At 63.3% G+C, this 18,973-nt stretch carries 16 protein-coding genes; 11 read left to right on the forward strand and 5 right to left on the reverse strand.

Annotated features, from left to right (window positions below; all coding sequences use genetic code 11):
• From PSQ40_RS10110 to PSQ40_RS10135, 6 genes are all read left to right on the forward strand, one after another.
• Positions 1-807, forward strand: a complete 807-nt coding sequence (locus tag PSQ40_RS10110; protein ID WP_273951273.1) for an AglZ/HisF2 family acetamidino modification protein — start codon at positions 1-3, stop codon at positions 805-807.
• Positions 800-1,846 carry a polysaccharide biosynthesis protein gene (locus tag PSQ40_RS10115; protein ID WP_273951274.1) on the forward strand — a complete coding sequence of 349 codons (1,047 nt, stop codon included), beginning with the start codon at positions 800-802 and terminating at the stop codon, positions 1,844-1,846. Before PSQ40_RS10110 ends, PSQ40_RS10115 begins: the two co-directional genes overlap by 8 nt.
• A 3-nt stretch (positions 1,847-1,849) precedes the next feature.
• Entirely contained in the window at positions 1,850-2,980 is a 1,131-nt protein-coding gene (gene wbjC / locus PSQ40_RS10120) for a UDP-2-acetamido-2,6-beta-L-arabino-hexul-4-ose reductase (protein WP_273951275.1), read from the forward strand.
• A gap of 360 nt (positions 2,981-3,340) precedes the next feature.
• Positions 3,341-4,483, forward strand: coding sequence for a non-hydrolyzing UDP-N-acetylglucosamine 2-epimerase (gene wecB / locus PSQ40_RS10125; protein ID WP_273951276.1), 1,143 nt, complete (start codon positions 3,341-3,343; stop codon positions 4,481-4,483).
• Positions 4,484-4,490: 7 nt separating this feature from the next.
• The gene (locus PSQ40_RS10130; protein ID WP_273951278.1) at positions 4,491-5,726 is read left to right on the forward strand and encodes a glycosyltransferase family 4 protein; all 1,236 of its coding nucleotides are present in this window, start codon (positions 4,491-4,493) and stop codon (positions 5,724-5,726) included.
• Positions 5,727-5,738: 12 nt separating this feature from the next.
• Positions 5,739-6,689, forward strand: coding sequence for a UDP-glucose 4-epimerase family protein (locus PSQ40_RS10135; protein ID WP_273951279.1), 951 nt, complete (start codon positions 5,739-5,741; stop codon positions 6,687-6,689).
• An 80-nt stretch (positions 6,690-6,769) separates the two neighbouring features.
• Here the strand turns inward: PSQ40_RS10135 and PSQ40_RS10140 are convergent, their stop codons facing one another.
• Together PSQ40_RS10140 and PSQ40_RS10145 are read right to left on the reverse strand one after the other, a co-directional pair.
• On the reverse strand, positions 6,770-7,636 hold the full coding sequence (locus PSQ40_RS10140; RefSeq protein ID WP_273951280.1) for an ABC transporter permease: 867 nt from the start codon (positions 7,634-7,636) through the stop codon (positions 6,770-6,772).
• Between the two features lie 89 nt (positions 7,637-7,725).
• Positions 7,726-8,649 (reverse strand): ATP-binding cassette domain-containing protein, encoded by a 924-nt coding sequence (locus PSQ40_RS10145; protein WP_273951281.1) that lies wholly within the window; start codon positions 8,647-8,649, stop codon positions 7,726-7,728.
• A 111-nt stretch (positions 8,650-8,760) separates the two neighbouring features.
• Here PSQ40_RS10145 and asd point away from each other — a divergent pair, with 111 nt between their 5' ends.
• Both asd and purT read left to right on the forward strand, forming a co-directional pair.
• A complete protein-coding gene (gene asd / locus PSQ40_RS10150; RefSeq protein ID WP_273951282.1) occupies positions 8,761-9,627 on the forward strand; it encodes an archaetidylserine decarboxylase in 867 nt (288 codons plus the stop codon).
• Between the two features lie 54 nt (positions 9,628-9,681).
• Positions 9,682-10,884, forward strand: coding sequence for a formate-dependent phosphoribosylglycinamide formyltransferase (gene purT / locus PSQ40_RS10155; RefSeq protein WP_273951284.1), 1,203 nt, complete (start codon positions 9,682-9,684; stop codon positions 10,882-10,884).
• Positions 10,885-10,945: 61 nt separating this feature from the next.
• Here the strand turns inward: purT and PSQ40_RS10160 are convergent, their stop codons facing one another.
• Entirely contained in the window at positions 10,946-12,946 is a 2,001-nt protein-coding gene (locus PSQ40_RS10160; RefSeq protein WP_273951285.1) for a sigma-54-dependent Fis family transcriptional regulator, read from the reverse strand.
• 376 nt (positions 12,947-13,322) lie between these two features.
• Here PSQ40_RS10160 and adh point away from each other — a divergent pair, with 376 nt between their 5' ends.
• A complete protein-coding gene (gene adh / locus PSQ40_RS10165) occupies positions 13,323-14,843 on the forward strand; it encodes an aldehyde dehydrogenase (protein WP_273951286.1) in 1,521 nt (506 codons plus the stop codon).
• A gap of 110 nt (positions 14,844-14,953) precedes the next feature.
• Positions 14,954-15,313, forward strand: a complete 360-nt coding sequence (locus PSQ40_RS10170; RefSeq protein ID WP_273951287.1) for a DUF779 domain-containing protein — start codon at positions 14,954-14,956, stop codon at positions 15,311-15,313.
• 180 nt (positions 15,314-15,493) lie between these two features.
• On the opposite strand, the gene PSQ40_RS10175 is transcribed toward PSQ40_RS10170, so the two are convergent.
• Complete coding sequence (locus PSQ40_RS10175) at positions 15,494-15,838, reverse strand: TfoX/Sxy family protein (RefSeq protein WP_273951289.1); 345 nt, start codon at positions 15,836-15,838, stop codon at positions 15,494-15,496.
• 94 nt (positions 15,839-15,932) lie between these two features.
• On the reverse strand, positions 15,933-17,429 hold the full coding sequence (locus tag PSQ40_RS10180) for an AMP nucleosidase (RefSeq protein ID WP_273951290.1): 1,497 nt from the start codon (positions 17,427-17,429) through the stop codon (positions 15,933-15,935).
• A 119-nt stretch (positions 17,430-17,548) separates the two neighbouring features.
• On the opposite strand from PSQ40_RS10180, the gene dbpA reads away from it, so the two are divergent.
• The gene (gene dbpA / locus PSQ40_RS10185) at positions 17,549-18,964 is read left to right on the forward strand and encodes an ATP-dependent RNA helicase DbpA (RefSeq protein ID WP_273951291.1); all 1,416 of its coding nucleotides are present in this window, start codon (positions 17,549-17,551) and stop codon (positions 18,962-18,964) included.
• The last annotated feature ends 9 nt before the right edge of the window (positions 18,965-18,973 follow it).

Here is an 18,973-nt window from a genome sequence, read left to right on the forward strand (position 1 = left end):
ATGCTGAGACCAAGAATCATTCCTTGTTTACTCCTCCACAAGGGTGGGCTTTTTAAGACACGTTTATTTAAGGAGCCAAAGTATGTGGGGGACCCCATCAATGCAGTACGCATCTTTAATGAGAAAGAGGCTGATGAGTTGATGGTGTTGGATATCGATGCAACACGAAATGGAGCCTCCCCCGACTTCGCCTTGATTACAAAACTGGCTGCCGAATGTCGGATGCCATTGTGCTATGGCGGCGGCGTGACCACTGCCGAGCAAGCCGCGCGTTTGGTGGATATGGGTGTTGAGAAGGTCGCCTTAAGTGCTGCAGCCATTGCCCGTCCAGAGGTGCTGACTGAAATGGCTGCTGCTGTTGGCCGGCAGTCAGTTGTGGCGGTCTTGGATGTGCGAAAACGGAGTGGTTTTTTTAGCAGAGGTTATGAAGTTTGCACCCATAACGCGACGATCGCTCACAAACTAGAGCCAGTGGTCTTGGCGAAGCAATTACAAGATGCTGGCGCAGGGGAAATTGTCATCAATTCCATTGACTGTGACGGCATGATGCAGGGTTATGATTTGGATTTGGCATCGGAGGTCAAGCGTGTATTGAATGTGCCTCTTACAATTTTAGGCGGAGCTGGTACTTTGGATGACATGAATGATTTGGTCCGGCGGCTTGGTGTGGTCGGGGCCGCTGCTGGTAGTTTGTTTGTCTTTAAAGGCAAGTATCGTGCTGTTTTGATTAACTACCCTGCGCCTGAGAAGAAGATCCAGATGTGCCGCGATGCTCTTCAAATTGAAATAAGGGGAAGTCATGTTTAAAAATAAAAAACTCTTGATTACGGGGGGTACTGGATCATTTGGTAATGCTGTGTTGAATGGACTCTTGAGTTCTGATGTGACTGAAATTCGTGTTTTCAGTCGTGACGAAAAGAAGCAAGATGACATGCGTAAGCGTTACAACAGTTCCAAGCTTCAGTTTTATATTGGGGATGTTCGCGATCCGCGCTCGGTTGCGGCTGCCATGCGCGGAGTGGACTATGTGTTTCATGCCGCCGCGCTAAAACAGGTGCCGAGTTGTGAGTTCCACCCGATGGAAGCGGTTCGCACCAATGTCCTGGGAACTGAGAATGTGTTGGCCGAGGCTGTGGCTGCTGGTGTGAAGCGCGTGGTTTGCCTAAGTACAGACAAGGCGGTGTACCCTATCAACGCGATGGGTATCAGCAAAGCCATGATGGAAAAGGTCATGGTGGCCGCTAGTCGGAACCTAGAAGGCTCCGCTACAACGATTTGCGGTACACGTTATGGCAATGTCATGGCCAGTCGGGGTTCGGTCATTCCACTGTTCATTGAGCAAGTCAGGGCTGGTAAGCCGATCACCATCACTGATCCGTTCATGACTCGCTTCATGATGACATTACCTGACGCAGTTGATTTGGTACTGTACGCATTTCAACATGGTAACAATGGCGATATTTTTGTGCAAAAGGCCCCTGCTGCAACCGTGGAAACCTTGGCCAAAGCCATGTTGGAACTGATGGGGCAGCCCAAGCACCCCATCCACATCATCGGTACCCGCCATGGTGAAAAGTTATACGAAGCTTTGCTGGCGCGCGAGGAAATGGCTTGCGCTCAAGACATGGGCGACTATTACCGGGTGCCACCTGATGGGCGCGATCTGAATTACGCCAAGTTTGTAGAACAAGGTGACCAAAAACTCACCCAGACCGCTCACGGGGAGGACTACAACAGCCACAATACCCGCAGACTGGACGTAGAAGGCATGAAGCAATTGCTGCTGAAGTTGCCCCTCATGCGACGCATTGCCGCTGGCGAGTACGCTACGACTGAGGACTATTGAACAATGGCCAACGTTCTCATTACCGGAGCAGACGGTTTTATAGGTAGCAATCTGCGATTGCATCTCTCCGACCGCAAGGTAGACAAGGTGATGTGCTTCACCCGTCAGCACCGAGTGGATCAATTATTTGAAATGTTACAGGGGATAGATTTCATATATCACCTGGCAGGCATCAACCGCCCGCTCCATCCAATGGAGTTTGTCACTGGGAATGTCGATTTCACCTTGGCTCTCTGTCAGGCTGTGGTGGCCGTGGCAAAAGCCACAGGAAAGTTGGTGCCAGTCGTATACGCCTCATCCGTACAGGCGGCGCTTGACAATCCCTACGGTCAAAGCAAACGCACGGCTGAACAGGCACTTTTTGCCCTGCAAGCCCAACATGGGGTGCCGGTTCATGTGTGCAGGCTACCCAATGTGTTTGGGAAGTGGGCTCGGCCCAACTACAACTCGGTGGTGGCCACCTTTTGCCATAACGTGGCGCGGGGAATGCCAATCAAGATTGACAATGCGTCCTCGCCAGTCAGCTTGGTGCATGTGGACGATGTATGCGAGCGCTTTCTGCAACTTCTGGATGGCGCACAGCCTGCACTCTGTCCGCTGGGTTTTGAGCAAGTTGGGCCTGTGTACACGAGCACGGTAGGTGATTTAGCCTGCACCATTGAAGGATTTGCTGCCAGCCGCCAAACCCTGCTGACTGATCGTGTTGGCACTGGCCTGATTCGAGCGCTGTACAGTACCTACGTCAGCTACTTACCAGTTGAATCGTTTGCCTACAGCGTGCCTCAGCATGTCGATCCACGTGGTGTGTTTGTGGAGATGCTTAAAACGCCTGACTGTGGGCAGTTCAGCTACTTCACGGCGCATCCTGGTGTCACGCGTGGGGGGCACTATCACCACAGTAAAACCGAGAAGTTCTTGGTCATCAAAGGCGAGGCATTGTTCAAGTTCAGACACATGTGTTCGGGTGAAGCGTATCAGTTGCGCACCAGTGGCGCGAAGCCCACCGTGGTCGAAACCGTACCTGGCTGGACGCACGATATCACCAACATCGGGCAAGATGAAATGGTGGTTATGTTGTGGGCCAATGAGGTTTTTGACCGAACACGGCCCGATACCTTCGCCTGTCCTTTGTGATGCCGATCCACCCAGGGGGGGCAATGGGGGTGCCGCCAGGTCGATGGGGCAATGTGTGACTTTCAAGCACGCGATTCCTGGCCAATGCGCTTGCCGATAAAGGGACAATTCTTTTGGGTATCAAGCCTGAAGCACCCACGCCGACGACCTTCATCGCCTTGGAAGCTTTGGACTGATTGATGAGTTCGAAGATTACTATTTAGTAGGCGGCAATTCAATCGAAAAAAGCGCTTGCGTGTGGGGGTTAGGTGATGGAATTGATTGCTGAGGATTGATTGTTCCTCATGCGTTTGTCTGAACTATTCTCTGCCGATGGGTGAGTTCGGTAAATAAATTATTTCTTGCGTTATTTTGGATGCCATGAAAAAACTCAAAATCATGTCCGTTGTGGGTACTCGCCCTGAAATCATTCGCTTGTCCCGCGTGTTGGTAAGGCTTGATGAGTTTTGTGACCACGTCCTGGTGCATACTGGCCAGAATTATGATTATGAGTTGAATCAGGTTTTTTTTGATGATCTGGGGCTGCGCAAGCCCGACTATTTTTTAAATGCTGCTGTCGGCAGCGCTGCTGAAACCATTGGAAACATCATTGCCAAAATGGATGCAGTTCTATTGAATGAGCAGCCTGAAGCTCTATTGGTGCTTGGTGACACGAACAGTTGCCTGAGCGTGATTCCTGCCAAACGGCGCAAAGTGCCCATCTTTCACATGGAGGCTGGCAACCGCTGCTTTGACATGCGAGTGCCTGAAGAAATCAATCGCCGTATTGTTGATCACACTGCAGATATCAATCTAACTTACAGCACAATTGCGCGTGACTATTTGCTGCGTGAGGGTTTACCACCCGATCAAGTTATTAAAACTGGCAGTCCCATGTTTGAGGTGCTGACGCACTATCGCCCTCAAATTGATGCGTCGAATGTGCTGCAGCGCCTGGGGTTGGTCGATCAAGCTTATTTTTTGGTGAGTGCCCACCGCGAAGAAAACATCGAGAGCGAGAAAAATTTTGCAAAGCTCGTGAACGTGCTGAATGCGGTGGCCGTCGACCATGGGCTGCCTGTCATTGTCAGTACCCATCCTCGTACTCAAAAGCGCATCGATGCTTCAGGTGCTGTATTTGATCCCATGGTGCGACTGATCAAGCCGCTGGGTTTTCACGACTACAACCATTTGCAATTGCACGCCAGAGTTGTGCTGTCTGACAGCGGTACCATCAATGAAGAGGCTAGTATTCTTAACTTCCCAGCATTGAACCTGCGCGAGGCTCACGAGCGCCCGGAGGGCATGGAGGAGGCTGTCGCAATGATGGTGGGATTGGAGGCCAACCGAGTGAGTCAAGGACTCGCGATTTTAGCCACTCAGCCACGCAGCAGCAACCGCAGCGTCCCCCACGGCGTTCGACTCGTGGCCGACTACAGCATGCCGAATGTGAGTGACAAAGTACTTCGCATTGTGCACAGCTACACCGACTATGTGAACCGGGTCGTTTGGAAGAAATACTGAGGCTACCTTGCACATTCTTGTCGTCAGCCAGTATTTCTGGCCAGAGAACTTCCGGGTCAACGACTTAGTTAAGGAGTGGGGCGCGCGCGGTCATGTCGTGACAGTACTCACTGGTTTACCCAATTACCCCTTAGGTAAAGTGTACGACAGCTATCGGAGTAATCCACAGGCGTATCGTTATTACGAAGGCGCTAGAGTGATTCGTGTGCCCATGTTGCCTCGCGGCTCGGGCGGTCTGCGCCTCATATTGAATTATTTGAGCTTTGTCGTTGGTGGCTGTTTGTGGGGACCGGTGCGCTTGAGAGGCGTCCAGCCTGACGTGATTTTTGTTTTTGAACCTTCCCCTGTAACGGTTGGGTTGCCTGCAGTATGGTTGGGCCAGCGTAAGAAGGTGCCGGTGGTTTTTTGGGCGCTCGATCTTTGGCCTGAGACATTATCTGCTATTGGTGTAGTGCGCTCGAAGCTTGTGCTGGGTTGGGTCGCTCACATGGTGCGTTATATTTACAAGCGTTGTGAGTTGGTACTAGGCCAATCGCGAGGTTTTATGACCAGCCTTGCCAAGTATTGTGACAATAAAGACAAGATTCGTTATTTTCCCAGTTGGTCGGAGGACGTGTTCATCGAAGGCAATGTGCAGCCAGCTCCAGAAGTTCCCAGGATGCCAGGTACCTTCAGCGTCCTGTTTGCTGGCAATATTGGTGAAGCGCAAGACATGCCTGCTGTACTGGATGCGGTCGAGCGTTTGAAAGAAAATCTTGCCATTCGGTGGATCATCGTGGGCGATGGTCGCAAGACGGAATGGCTGCAAACCGAAGTGTTTAAGCGAGGTCTGCAGGACAGGGTGGTGCTAGCAGGGCGGTTCCCTGTGGAGCGCATGCCGTCCTTTTACGCCCACGCCGATGCGTTGCTGGTGTCATTGAAGCGAGATCCTGTGTTCAGCATGACCATTCCGGGCAAGGTGCAGTCTTATCTGATGGCTGGAATTCCGTTACTGGGCATGCTGGATGGTGAAGGCGCTGCTGTGATCCGCGACGCTGATGCCGGTTTGACGTGTGATGCAGGCGATGGCGAAGGCTTGGCCAATGCGGTCCTGGCCCTGGCGGCCATGCCGGTCGAGGTGCGGCAGCGGTTGGGGCTCAATGGTCGGCACTATGCCCAACAAGAGTTTGGGCGTGCCCAACTGATGGACCGACTGGAGGGGATGTTGGCCGAAGCCGTCGCCCTTCGTAAAGCCAACGCTTGAAAGAAAACGACGATGATTTTGGTGACAGGGGCAACCGGTTTTGTGGGCAGCGCGCTGGTCAAACGGCTTGTGATTGAAAGCGCTTTTGGCGGGGTGGTCGCTGTCTCACGGCGCTTGGATGTCTCATGGCCAGAGGGTGTGAAGCGGGTGCAAGTAAGTGACTTGCTGCCTACAACCGACTGGTCCGTGGCGCTGCGTCAAGTAGATGCCGTTGTGCATTGCGCAGCGCGGGTCCATGTGATGCAGGACAGCGCCAGCGATCCGCTGCAAGCCTACCGGCATGTGAACGTAGAAGGCACACTCCATTTGGCAAGGCAGGCTGCGGCTGCGGGAGTGAATCGGTTTGTGTTTGTCAGTTCCATCAAGGTCAATGGCGAGTCCACGCTGCCAGGCGTTCCATTCACGGCAAATGACGAGCCTGCTCCGCTTGATCCGTACGGTGTGTCCAAGATGGAAGCTGAGCAGGGGTTGCAAGATATTTCAGCCCAAACGGGTATGGAGGTCGTCATTGTTCGTCCACCCTTGGTGTATGGCCCAGGGGTCAAGGCCAATTTCGCGGCCATGATGCGCTGGGTTGCCAGGGGCGTGCCCTTGCCGCTGGGGGCCATTCACAATGCTCGCAGCATGGTCGCTTTGGATAACTTGGTCGATTTGCTCGTGAGGTGTTTGTCCCACCCTGCGGCGGCAGGACAAACCTTTTTGGTGTCAGACGGCCAAGACGTGTCCACCACCTCGCTTCTTCGTCGCACAGCCCAAGCGATGGGTAAACAGGCTTTGTTGCTACCGGTGCCCGCGGGTGTGTTGCAATTGGTGGCCGCTTTGTTGGGTAAGCGGGATGTCGCCCAGCGCCTGTGTGGCTCGTTGCAGGCTGACATTAGCAAGACGCGCCAGTTGTTGGGTTGGTCGCCGCCGCTGACCTTAGACCAGGGCCTTAGGAAAGCTGTAGAGGGAATGACGCTGTGATGCGCATGTTCGACGGGTTGCTGGTGTATTCCTGCGTGGGGCTGGACGCCTACCAGCCCACGGTCAAGCTCTGAGCCGGGTCAGCCCCGGAAGCGCTTGCGCGTCAGGGCCAGGGCGACCCAGAACGCCACCACGGTGTAGCCGGTCAACACCCCGGCGTGGCGCAACGCGTGTTCGGGCCAGCGGTCCATGAACAGCGGTCGCACCAGCTCGACCGCATTGGTCAGCGGCAACCAGTCCGAGGCCAGGCGCACCAACTCGGGCAGCTGTTCGCGTGGAAAGAAGATGCCCGACAAGAACATCATCGGCGTCAGCACCAGGGTGAAGTAGTAGGTGAAGAAGTCATAGCCCTGGGCCAGCGCATTGAAGATCAACGCGATGCTCGAGAACATGGCCCCCACCCCCAGCAGCACCACCCAGGCCAACAGCAGCTTGGGGCTGTGGCTGATGCCCAGGGCCAGCATCACACCCAGGATGGCGGTGACGGTGAACAGCGACTTGAAGGCTGCCCACAGCATTTCGGCCAGCACCACATCGTCGAGCGCGACCGGCGCGTTCATGATGCCGTCCCAGGTCTTTTGCACATGCATGCGCGAAAACGCCGAATACAGGGCCTCGAACGAGGCCGCGTTCATCGCGCTCATGCAGATCGAGCCGCTGGCCAGAAACAGGATGTAGGGCACCTGGGTGGCGCCGTCCGGCCCGTTGACCGTGATCTGGCCCACCAGGGCGCCCATGCCGTAGCCAAACGCCACCAGCCACATCAGCGGTTCGGCGATGTTGCCGACCAGGCTGGGGATGGCCAGCTTGCGCCAGACCAGCAGGTTGCGCAAGAACACCGGCCACCAGCGTGTCGAGAGCTGGGGCGCACGCCAGATCGAGGGCGTCGGTGGGGGCGGTGGCAGGGCCGGGGTGTCGGCGGGCGGGGCAGAGGTCGGTTCGGTCATGGTGGGTGCAGTGCAAAAACGCCAGGTCGAAGGTCGTGGTGCGAAGGGCCGTGAGGGCGGCGGGAGCGGTGGCTGGGCCTGGTGGTGGCTCAGCCCCCTTCGCGGATCTGTCGGCCGGTGAGTTTGAGGAACAGGTCCTCGAGGTTGGCCGGCCGGTGCAGGGTGCGCAGCGCAGGCCATTCGGCCAGGACGTTGAGCAGCGGTGCGGCGGCGTGGGTGTAGAAGAACACGGTTTCGCCGCTGACTTCGGTGCGGCTGGCCAGCGTGGCCACCGGGCTCTGGGTCAGGGCCAGGGCGCCTTGGCCATAGACCTCGACCACCTCGGGTTCCAGGTGCTCGGCGATCAGCTCGCGCGGCGGGCCCTCGGCGATCTTGCGGCCATGGTCCAGCACCAGCAGGCGCGAGCACAGGCGCTCGGCCTCGTCCATGAAGTGGGTGGTCAGCAGGATCGACTTGCCTTGCTGCATCAGCAGCTGCAGCCGCTCCCACATCAGGTGGCGGGCCTGCGGGTCCAGCCCGGTGGTGGGCTCGTCCAGCAGCAGCAGGCGCGGGTTGTTGACCAGGGCTCGCGCCAGGCTCAGGCGGCGCTTCATGCCGCCCGACAGTTCGCCGGGTTTGGCATCGGCCTTGTGCGACAGGGCCGCGAACTCCAGCAGCTGCGGGCCGCGCTCCAGCATCACGCGGCGTGGGATGCCAAAGTAGCGCCCATAGACGATCAGGTTCTCCAGGCAGGTGAAGTCGGGGTCCAGGGTGTCGAACTGGGTCACCACCCCGAGCCCGGCCTTGATGGCCAGGGCGTCGCCCGGCATGTCCAGGCCGAAGGCCCGGATCTGCCCGCCGTCGGGCGTGGTCTGGCCCAGGCACATGCGGATGGTGGTGGTTTTGCCGGCGCCGTTGGGCCCGATCACCCCCAGGCATTCGCCCGGCGCGATGGCAAAGGACAACTGGTCGACCACCGTGTTGGGGCCGTAGCGTTTGTGCAGGTCATGCACCTCGAACAGGGTCTGTGGCATGGTGTCAATTGTGGCGCAGCGACCGGATCCACGGTATGGCCGACCGCTTTGTCCGTTGAGGCTTGCGGGCTGAATAAAATGGGGGGTTAACAACTCCCCGGGAGTGCGCTCTTGTCCGACCGTCTTGTGGTGCTGCCGCAGTACCTGATGCCCAAGCTGGCGCTGACCCGTTTGGCTGGCCGACTGGCCAGTGCCCGGGCCGGGGCCTTGACCCACTGGGCGATCCGCCGCTTTGTGGCGCGCTACGGCGTGGACCTGTCCGAGGCCCAATGGGGCCAGGCCAGCGACTACGCCAGCTTCAACGACTTCTTCACCCGGCCCCTGCGCGAGGGCGCGCGCCCCCAGGCCCAGGCCGACTACCTGTGCCCGGTGGATGGCGCGATCAGCCAGTTCGGCCCGATCGAGCGCGACCAGATCTTCCAGGCCAAGGGCCACTCGTACAGCACCCAGGCCCTGGTGGGCGGCAATGCCGCGTTGGCGCGCCAGTTTGAGGACGGGCACTTCGCCACCCTCTACCTGAGCCCGCGCGACTACCACCGCATCCACATGCCCTGCGACGGCCGCCTGCTGCGCATGGTCCATGTGCCGGGCGACCTGTTTTCGGTCAACCCCGCCACGGCGCGCGGCATCCCGGGCCTGTTCGCGCGCAACGAGCGCGTGGTCTGCGTGTTCGAGGACACGGCTGGGCGCCCCTTTGTGCTGACCCTGGTGGGGGCCACCATCGTGGGCAGCATGGCCACCGTCTGGCATGGCCTGGTCAACCCGCCGCGTCCGGGCACGGTGCGCGAGTGGCGCTACGACAGCCAGCCCGTGCAGCTCAAGAAGGGCGAGGAGATGGGCCGCTTCCTGCTGGGCTCGACCGTGGTGATGCTGTTCCCCAAGGACACCCTGCGCTTCAACCCCGACTGGGCGCCCGCCCGCGCCATCCGCATGGGCGAAGCCATGGCCGAGGCCCTGCCGGCGACCTGCACGCCGTGACCGTTTTCTCCCCCCGCAACCCCTTTTCAACCGACGCGCACTGCGCTTGAAACCATGACCACACTCGGCACCCCCCTCTCGCCCTCGGCGACCAAAGTCATGTTGCTTGGCTCCGGCGAGCTGGGCAAAGAAGTGTTGATCGCCCTGCAACGCCTGGGCGTCGAAACCACCGCCGTGGACCGCTACGACAACGCGCCCGGCCAGCAGGTGGCCCACCACGCGCGCACCATCACCATGAGCGACCCGGCCCAGCTCAAGGCCCTGATCGAGGCCGAGCGCCCGCACCTGGTGGTGCCCGAGATCGAGGCCATCGCCACCCCCATGCTCGAAGAGCTGGAGGCCGCGGGCGTGGTGCGTGTCATCCCCACCGCGCGCGCCGCCCGCCTGACCATGGACCGCGAAGGCATCCGCCGCCTGGCCGCCGAAACCCTGGGCCTGCCCACCAGCCCGTACCAGTTCTGTGACTCGCTGGCCGAACTGCAAGCCGCCATCGACGGCGGCATTGGCTACCCCTGCGTGGTCAAGCCCGTGATGAGCAGCTCGGGCAAGGGCCAGAGCAAGATCGACGGCCCCGCCGACGTGCAAAAGGCCTGGGACTACGCCATGGCCGGCGGCCGCGTCAGCCACGGCCGCGTGATCGTTGAAGGCTTCATCGACTTCGACTACGAGATCACCTTGTTGACCGTGCGTGCGCGCGGCGCCGATGGTCAAGTGCAAACCCAGTACTGCGAGCCGATCGGCCACGTGCAGGTCAGCGGCGATTACGTGGAGAGCTGGCAGCCCCAGCCCATGCACGCCCGCGCCCTCGAGGCCTCGCGCCACATCGCCAAGGCCGTCACCGACAACCTGGGCGGCCAGGGCCTGTTCGGGGTGGAGCTGTTCGTCAAGGGCGAGCAGGTCTGGTTCAGCGAGGTCAGCCCGCGCCCGCACGACACCGGCCTGGTGACCCTGTGTACCCAGCACCAGAGCGAGTTTGAGCTGCACGCCCGCGCCATCCTGGGCCTGCCGGTGGACACCAGCCTGCGCAACCCGGGCGCCAGCGCGGTGATCTACGGCGGTGTCGAGGCCCAGGGCATTGTGTTTGACGGCGTGGACGAAGCCTTGGCCATCCCCGGCACCGACCTGCGCCTGTTCGGCAAGCCCGAGAGCTTCACCAAGCGCCGCATGGGCGTGGCCCTGGCGCGCGGCACCGACGTCGACAGCGCCCGCGACACGGCCAAGCTGGCGGCGTCCAAGGTCAAGCCGCGCCAGGCCTGAGGCCCCCGGGGCGGCTGCTGTGCCGGTCGCCCGCCCACCGCGCTCAGGCCGCGCGGCCGGCTCACTGGCCCATGCGCCGGTACAGCGTCTGCCGGCTGATGCCCAGCTGCCGGGCGGCGGCCGACAGGTTGCCCTGGTGCTGCTGGATGGCCTGCTGGATCGCTGCGCGTGAGATGTCGGCCAGCTTTTGCTCACGGCTCGGCGGCGTGCCCAAGGTCGCCGTGGCTGCCGCGGGCATGGCGGCGCTGTCGCCGGCACCCGCTGAGGGCGCGGCGTCGCGCTGCAGCAGTTCGCGCAGGTCGTCGCCCAGGTGGACCCAGTCGATGCAGTGCTCGTCGGGGTCGAGCATGGCGATCGCGGTGCGCAGCACGCTGGCGTACTGGCGCAGGTTGCCGGGCCAGTCGTAGGCCGCGAAACGGGCTTGCAGCTCGGGGGCCAGGTGCAGGCGCGGTTCGCCGCTCAGTTCCAGCAACAGTTTCTCGGTCAGCGCCGCCAAGTCGCTGCGCGCGCGCAGCGGCGGCAGCTGCAGGGTCAGGCCATTGAGCCGGTAGTACAGGTCGGCGCGAAAGCGCCCGGCCTCGGCCGCTTCGCGCAGCGGCTGGTGGGTGGCGCAGACCAGCGCAAAGTCCACCGCCACGGCCTCGCCACCCCCCAGTGGGCTGACCTGGCGCTCTTGCAGCACGCGCAGCAGCCGGGTTTGCAGGGCCAACGGCATGTCGCCGATCTCGTCGAGGAACAGGGTGCCGCCGTCGGCCTCGCGCAGGCGGCCCGGGCGGCCCTCCTTGCGCGCCCCGGTGAAGGCGCCCGCGCTGTAGCCAAACAGCTCGGCCTCGATCAGGTTCTCGGGCAAGGCCGCGCAGTTGATCGCCACAAAGGGCCGGTGGCGGCGCGGCGAGCTGTCGTGCAGCGCGCGCGCAAACAACTCCTTGCCCACCCCGGATTCGCCCAGCAGCAGCACCGGGATCGGTTTGCCCGCCACGCGCCGGGCCTTGTCGGCCGCAGCGCGCCAGGCGCTGTCGCCGGTGTCGAGTTGCTGCAAGGCGTCCCGCGCTTCACGGGCCACGGCGGGCTCGCCCAGCACCTCGGTGCGGGCCGGGCCGGAGCGCACGCTCAGCGGCCGCCCCAGCGGGCGGCCCGCCGGGTGGTGCAGCTGCACAAACACCGGCTGGCCGTCGCGCCGGTGCAGGCACAGCGGCTGCTGGGCTTGCTGGTGGGCCCGCAGCACCAGCGCGTCAAAGCGGGTGTCGAGCACGCGCGCCAGCGGCGTGGCGCCGATGTCCTCACGTTGCAGGCCCAGCAGTTTCAGCGCCTGGCGGTTGGCGCCCATGATCCAGCCGTCCTCCGACAGCGCCACGATGCCCTCGGCCAGGGTGCCGATGCCGTGGGCCTGCGGGTGCAGGTGCAGGCGCGTCTGGTGTTGGCAGCTGGTCAGGAACAGGCGGTTCTCGATCATCCGCGCCGCCGTGTTCACCAGGCCCAGGGTGTGCGGGTGGTGGCTGCGCTGGTCGCCCGAGATGTCCAGGATGCCCAGCAGCTCGCCGCTGGCCGAGGCGATGGGCGAGGCCGCGCAGGTCAGGAAGTCGTTGCGCTCCAGGTAGTGCTCGGGGCCGTGGATTTCGATGCCGCAGGATTCGGCCAGTGCGGTGCCGATGGCGTTGGTGCCACGCTGGGCTTCGTGCCAGTTGGCGCCGGCCTGCAGCGCCACGCGCTCGGCCTTGCCCAGGAAGTCGGCGTCGCCCAGGGTGTGCATCAGGGTGCCGTGGCGGTCGGCCAGCACCACCATGCTGTGGCTGTGGCGCACCTGTTCGAACAGGTACTCCATGACCGGCTGGGAATGGTTGATCAGGTCGCGGTTGCAGGCCAGCGACTGGCGCAGTTCGGGGCCGCTCAGGTGCTCGGCATGCCGCCCCGACTGGCTGGGCGCCAGGCCTGCGGCCAGGCTGCGGCGCCATGAGCGGGCCACGCGCTCGTCCACACTGCCCAGGGGCATGTCGTCGCCACTGAGCAGGCGCAGCCGGGCCTCGCGCAGCAGGGGGCCGGGAACAGGGTGCAGGTTCGCCATCGGGTCTTGTCTCCAGGGCACCTGAGGTGCTCGTTTGCTGCGCAGTTTAGGCCCTTGGCGGCCGTGGCGACCAGGGGGGCGGGCAGGAGGCGCCGAGGTGTTCCATTTTTGGACAGCTGTGCCGCCCTGTGACGTCCGCCGGCGGACAGGCCGGGGTGCCGGCGAGCGGCGCAGCGGGTCACGGGTCGGCGCCCGTGGGACCTCGAATCCACCAAAGTCCTTGTCAATCAAGCACTTGGCGTGCCCGGCCCGCGGCGGTGGGGGCCCCGGCGGGCCGCTTTTGGGCCCCCCGGTGGGCCTTGGCATGGCTCTTGATCTGTCTGAGCGTCCGACGGGCCTTGCCCGCCGGCCCAACCCATAACACCAGGAGACATTTGTGATCTATGCCGCACCCGGCGCCGCAGGCGCCAAGATCGTCTACAAACCCCGTTACGACAACTTCATCGGTGGCCAATGGGTGCCGCCGGTCAAGGGCCAGTACTTCGACGTGATCACCCCGATCTCGGGCACCGTCTACACCCAGGCTGCCCGCTCGGGGGCCGAGGACATCGAACTCGCGCTCGACGCCGCCCACGCCGCGGCCGACAAGTGGGGCAAGACCTCGGCCGCCGACCGCGCCAACATCCTGCTGAAGATCGCCGACCGCCTCGAAGCCAACCTCGAGCTGCTGGCCTATGCCGAGACCGTGGACAACGGCAAGCCGATCCGCGAAACCCTGAACGCCGACATCCCGCTGACCATCGATCACTTCCGCTATTTCGCGGGCTGCGTGCGCGCCCAGGAAGGCGGCATCAGCGAGATCGACGAGAACACCATGGCTTATCACATCCACGAGCCGCTGGGCGTGGTGGGCCAGATCATTCCCTGGAACTTCCCCATCCTGATGGCGGCCTGGAAGCTGGCCCCCGCGCTGGGGGCGGGCAACTGCGTGGTGCTCAAGCCCGCCGAATCGACCCCCATCAGCCTGCTGGTGCTGGTCGAGTTGATTGCCGACCTGCTGCCCGCGGGCGTGCTCAACATCGTCAACGGCTATGGCCGTGAAGCCGGCATGCCGCTGGCCACCAGCCGCCGCATCGCCAAGATTGCCTTCACCGGCAGCACCAGCACCGGCCGGGTGATCGCCCAGGCCGCCGCGAACAACCTGATCCCGGCCACGCTGGAGCTGGGGGGCAAGTCGCCCAACGTGTTCTTTGCCGACATCATGGACCAGGACGATGCGTTCCTGGACAAGGCGATCGAAGGCCTGGTGCTGTTCGCCTTCAACCAGGGCGAAGTCTGCACCTGCCCCTCGCGCGCGCTGATCCAGGAATCGATCTACGACAAGTTCATGGCGCGCGTGCTCCAGCGCGTGGCGGCCATCGTGCAAGGCAACCCGCTGGACACCAACACCATGATCGGTGCCCAAGCCAGCAAGGAACAGCTGAGCAAGATCCTGTCTTACCTGGACCTGGGCAAGCAAGAAGGGGCCGAAGTGCTGGCCGGTGGTGCCCAGTCGCACCAGCCGGGCGAGCTGGCCGGTGGCTACTACGTGCAGCCCACGCTGTTCAAGGGCCACAACAAGATGCGCATTTTCCAGGAAGAAATCTTTGGCCCGGTGCTGGCCGTGACCACCTTCAAGGACGAAGCCGAAGCCCTGGCGATCGCCAACGACACCCTGTACGGCCTGGGCGCTGGGGTGTGGAGCCGCAACGGCAACGTGGCCTACCGCATGGGCCGCGCCATCAAGGCCGGTCGCGTCTGGACCAACTGCTACCACGCCTACCCGGCGCACGCCGCCTTCGGTGGCTACAAGGAGTCGGGCATCGGTCGCGAAACCCACAAGATGATGCTCGACCACTACCAGCAGACCAAGAACCTGCTGGTCAGCTACAGCGAGAACAAGCTGGGTTTCTTCTGATCCCGCTGACGCTGGATTGACACCGCTGCGCTCTCCTTGACGCGCCCCGTCGCCCGGCCTCAGGCCGGGCGCCCGGGCGCTTTTTTGCTTTCTGATTCGGAGGTGTTCTCATGGTCGACAAAGTCATCGCCACGCCCGCCGCCCTGGCCCTCATCGAGCGGCTGCGCGCCGAGCACGGCAGCTTCTTTTTTCACCAATCGGGCGGCTGCTGCGACAACAGCGCCGCCAACGCCTACCTGCCCGGTGAGCTGACCATCGGCGCGGGCGATGTCTACCTCGGTGACATCGGTGGCATCCCGTTCTACATCGGCGCCAACCAGTACGCGTACTGGAAGCACACGCAACTCATCATCGATGTGATCGAGGGCAGTGGCGGCACCTTCTCGCTGGAAGGCCCCACTGGCCTGGCTTTCCTGACCCGCTCGCGCGTGTTCACCGACGACGAGGCCGCCGCCTTGGGCTTGAGCTGAGCCGGCACCGGCCGAGCCCTTGCGGCGCAGCGCCTTGGCGTCCCTCCTCCGCTCCTTGGCTTGGCCGCGGTGCGTCGGGCGTGGCGGCTGGCTGGGGTGGGCCGGCGGGGCGTCCAGGCACGCCGCCTCGCGTCAGGGGGCTGGGGGGGGGCACGGCGCCCGAGGGGGGCTCAGGGCGCCTCAGGCGGTGTGGGGGCGCGCGGGCTTGGCTTTGATGCTGGGCTCGGGCAGGGCCAGCGCCGTGGTGCGCACCAGGTTGACCAGCCAGTCGCGTTCGTCCCAGTGGTCGGGGTCGATGTGGAAGTAAGGCTTGCCGCCGGGGTAGGGCGGGCGCTCGTCGGCGGACTTGAGCAGCGGCCGGGCGGCTTCGGTGGGTTTGAGGAACAGCTGCTCGTCGCAGACCAGGCCCACCGGCTTGCCCGCGAGGTAGAGGCAGTACTCGCCAAACATCTTGCGGGCGCTCACCGGCCCGGCGGCCGAGAGCTGGTCGAGCAGGTGGTCGATGGTGCTTTGTCGGGTGGCCATGGTCGACTCCTCCGAAGGGCAAGGCCTTGATTTTGAACCGATCGCCAGGCCTTGCCAACCCGGCACCGGCGCTTGGCCGGGCCGGGTTTCAGCTTCATTGGAAGGCGACTTCGGCGAAGCTGCGCAGCTTGCGGCTGTGCAGGCTGGCCATGCCCTCGGCGCGCAGGATCTCCAGCGCGCGGATGCCGATGCGCAGGTGCTGGTCCACGCGTTCGCGGTAGAAGTGGTTCGCCATGCCGGGCAGCTTGATTTCGCCGTGCAGCGGCTTGTCGCTCACACACAGCAAGGTGCCGTAGGGCACGCGGAAGCGGAAGCCATTGGCCGCGATGGTGGCGCTTTCCATGTCCAGCGCCACCGCGCGGCTTTGGCTGAAGCGGCGCTGCGGCTGGTTGTCGGGCAGCAGTTCCCAGTTGCGGTTGTCGGTGCTGGCCACCGTGCCGGTGCGCATGAAGCGCTTCAGGTCCGGGCCGCTGACCTGGGTCACGTCGCTGACAGCGGCTTCCAGCGCCAGCTGGATCTCGGCCAGCGCCGGGATCGGCACCCACAGCGGCAGTTCCTCGTCGAGCACATGGTCCTCGCGCACATAGCCGTGGGCCAGCACGTAGTCGCCCAGTTGCTGGCTGTTGCGCAGGCCGGCGCAGTGGCCCAGCATCAGCCAGGCATGCGGGCGCAGCACGGCGATGTGGTCGGTGATGTTCTTGGCGTTGGCCGGGCCGACGCCGATGTTGACCATGGTGATGCCGCTGTGGTCGGCGCGCACCAGGTGGTAGGCCGGCATCTGCGGCAGGCGCGGCGGCGGTGCGCCCAGTTCGTCCCCGGGCTCGGCGTCCAGGCCAACGCGGCGTGTCACCACGTTGCCGGGCTCGATGAAGGCGATGTACTCGCTGTGGGGGTCTTTCATGGCCTCGTGGCCCAGGCGCACGAACTCGTCGATGTAGAACTGGTAGTTGGTGAACAGCACAAAGTTCTGGAACGCGCGCGGCGAGGTGCCGGTGTAGTGGCGCAGCCGGTGCAGCGAGTAGTCCACGCGCGGCGCGGTGAACAGCGACAGCGGCTGGGCTTCGCCGGGCTTGGCGGTCCAGGTGCCGTTGGCAATGCCGTCGTCCATCGCGGCCAGGTCGGGCAGGTCGAACACGTCGCGCATCAGCTGGCGGCGCTCGGCGCTCATCTGGCCCTCGACGTGGTCGTGCTCACTGAACGAGAAGTGCACCGGGATCGGCTGGTTGCTGGTGCCCACCTCCAGCTCGACGCCGTGGTTTTGCAGCAGCAGGCGGAACTGATCCAGGTAGTACGCGTGGTACAGGTCGGGCCGGGTCAGCGTGGTTTCGTAGCGGCCGGGGCCGGCCACAAACCCATAGGCCAGGTGGGCGATGTCCGCGTCCGATTTGTTGCGCGACACGGTTTCGGTGTGGATGCGCACAAAGGGGTAGCAGGCCCGCACATGGCCCGGCAGGGTTTCGCCCGCCACGAAGCGCTGCATGGCGTCGCGCAGGTGGGCAATCTGCTGGTTGTAGATCTCATGCACCTGTTGCAGTGCCGATTCGGCGCTGAGGTGGCGGGTCGGGGCAATGAAAGGGGGCAGATAAGGCATGTGTCACATTGTGCAGCGGTGTGGCCGCCGCGCTGTGACGGACCCGCTTTTTTTACCTGCGCGCGGGGGCGATGGGCCGGGCAAGCGCGTGCCCCGCCGCCGACCCGGATAATCCGGGGATGAACACGTCTTCCCAAGCCCCCTCCGCGCCCCGTTTTGACACCCTGGGTCTGTCCGCAGCCGCCCTGCAGAACCTGGCGCAACTGGGCTACACCAGCATGACCCCGATCCAGGCCGCCAGCCTGCCGCTGACCCTGGCGGGGCGCGACCTGATCGCCCAGGCCAGCACCGGCAGCGGCAAGACCGCCGCCTTCGGCCTGCCCCTGGTGCAAAAACTGCAGCCCACGCGCCTCGATGTGCAGGCCCTGGTGCTGTGCCCCACGCGTGAGCTGGCCGACCAGGTCACGCAGGAGATCCGCCGCCTGGCGCGGGCGGTCGACAACATCAAGGTCGTCACCCTGTGCGGCGGCGTGGCCCTGCGCGGCCAGACCCTGAGCCTGCAACACGGCGCCCATGTGGTGGTCGGCACGCCGGGCCGCATCATGGACCACCTGGACCGCGGCAGCCTGAACCTGGGCGCCGTCAACACCCTGGTGCTCGACGAGGCCGACCGCATGCTGGACATGGGCTTCTTCGAGGACATCGCCTCGGTGGTGCGGCGCTGCCCGGCGCAGCGCCAGACCCTGCTGTTCTCGGCCACCTACCCCGAGGGCATCGACCGCCTGGCCGCGCAGTTCATGCGCGAGCCCCAGCAGGTCAAGGTGCAGGTGCAGCACGACAGCCACACCATCCGCCAGCGCTACGTCGAGGTCAGCAACGCCCAGCGCCTGCCCGCCGTGGCGCAGCTGCTCAACCACTATCGGCCCGAGTCGAGCCTGGCGTTTTGCAACACCAAGCAGCAGTGCCGCAACCTGGTGAACCTGCTGCAAAGCCAGGGTTTCAGCGCCCTGGCCCTGTATGGTGAACTGGAGCAGCGCGAGCGCGATCAGGTGATGATCCAGTTTGCCAACCGCAGCTGCTCGGTGCTGGTGGCCACCGACGTGGCGGCGCGCGGCCTGGACGTGGCCAACCTGCAGGCGGTGATCAACGTCGACGTCAGCCCCGACCCCGAGGTGCATGTGCACCGCATCGGCCGCACCGGCCGCGCGGGCGCCGAAGGCCTGGCCCTGACCCTGGTCAGCATGGACGAAATGGGCTACGTGGGCCGCATCGAGCAGATGCAGGGCCGCGAATCGGACTGGGTGCCGCTGGACAGCCTGACCCCCACCGGCAAGGGCCCGCTCAAGGCGCCGATGGCGACGCTGCAAATCGTCGGCGGCCGCAAGGAAAAGATCCGCGCTGGCGACGTGCTGGGCGCCCTGACCGGCGAGGCCGGCTTCGTCAAAGAGCAGATCGGCAAGATCAACGTCAACGAGTTCTCCACCTACGTGGCGGTCGATGTGGGCATTGCCCGCGAGGCGGTGCGCCGCCTCTCGGCCGGCCGCATCAAGGGCAAGGTGGTGAAGGTGCGCCTGGTCGAAGGCGACAGCGCCTGAGCCCCCGGG

It is taken from the genome of Curvibacter cyanobacteriorum, from assembly GCF_028649475.1.
In the GTDB taxonomy this organism is placed as follows: Bacteria; Pseudomonadota; Gammaproteobacteria; order Burkholderiales; family Burkholderiaceae_C; genus Curvibacter; species Curvibacter cyanobacteriorum.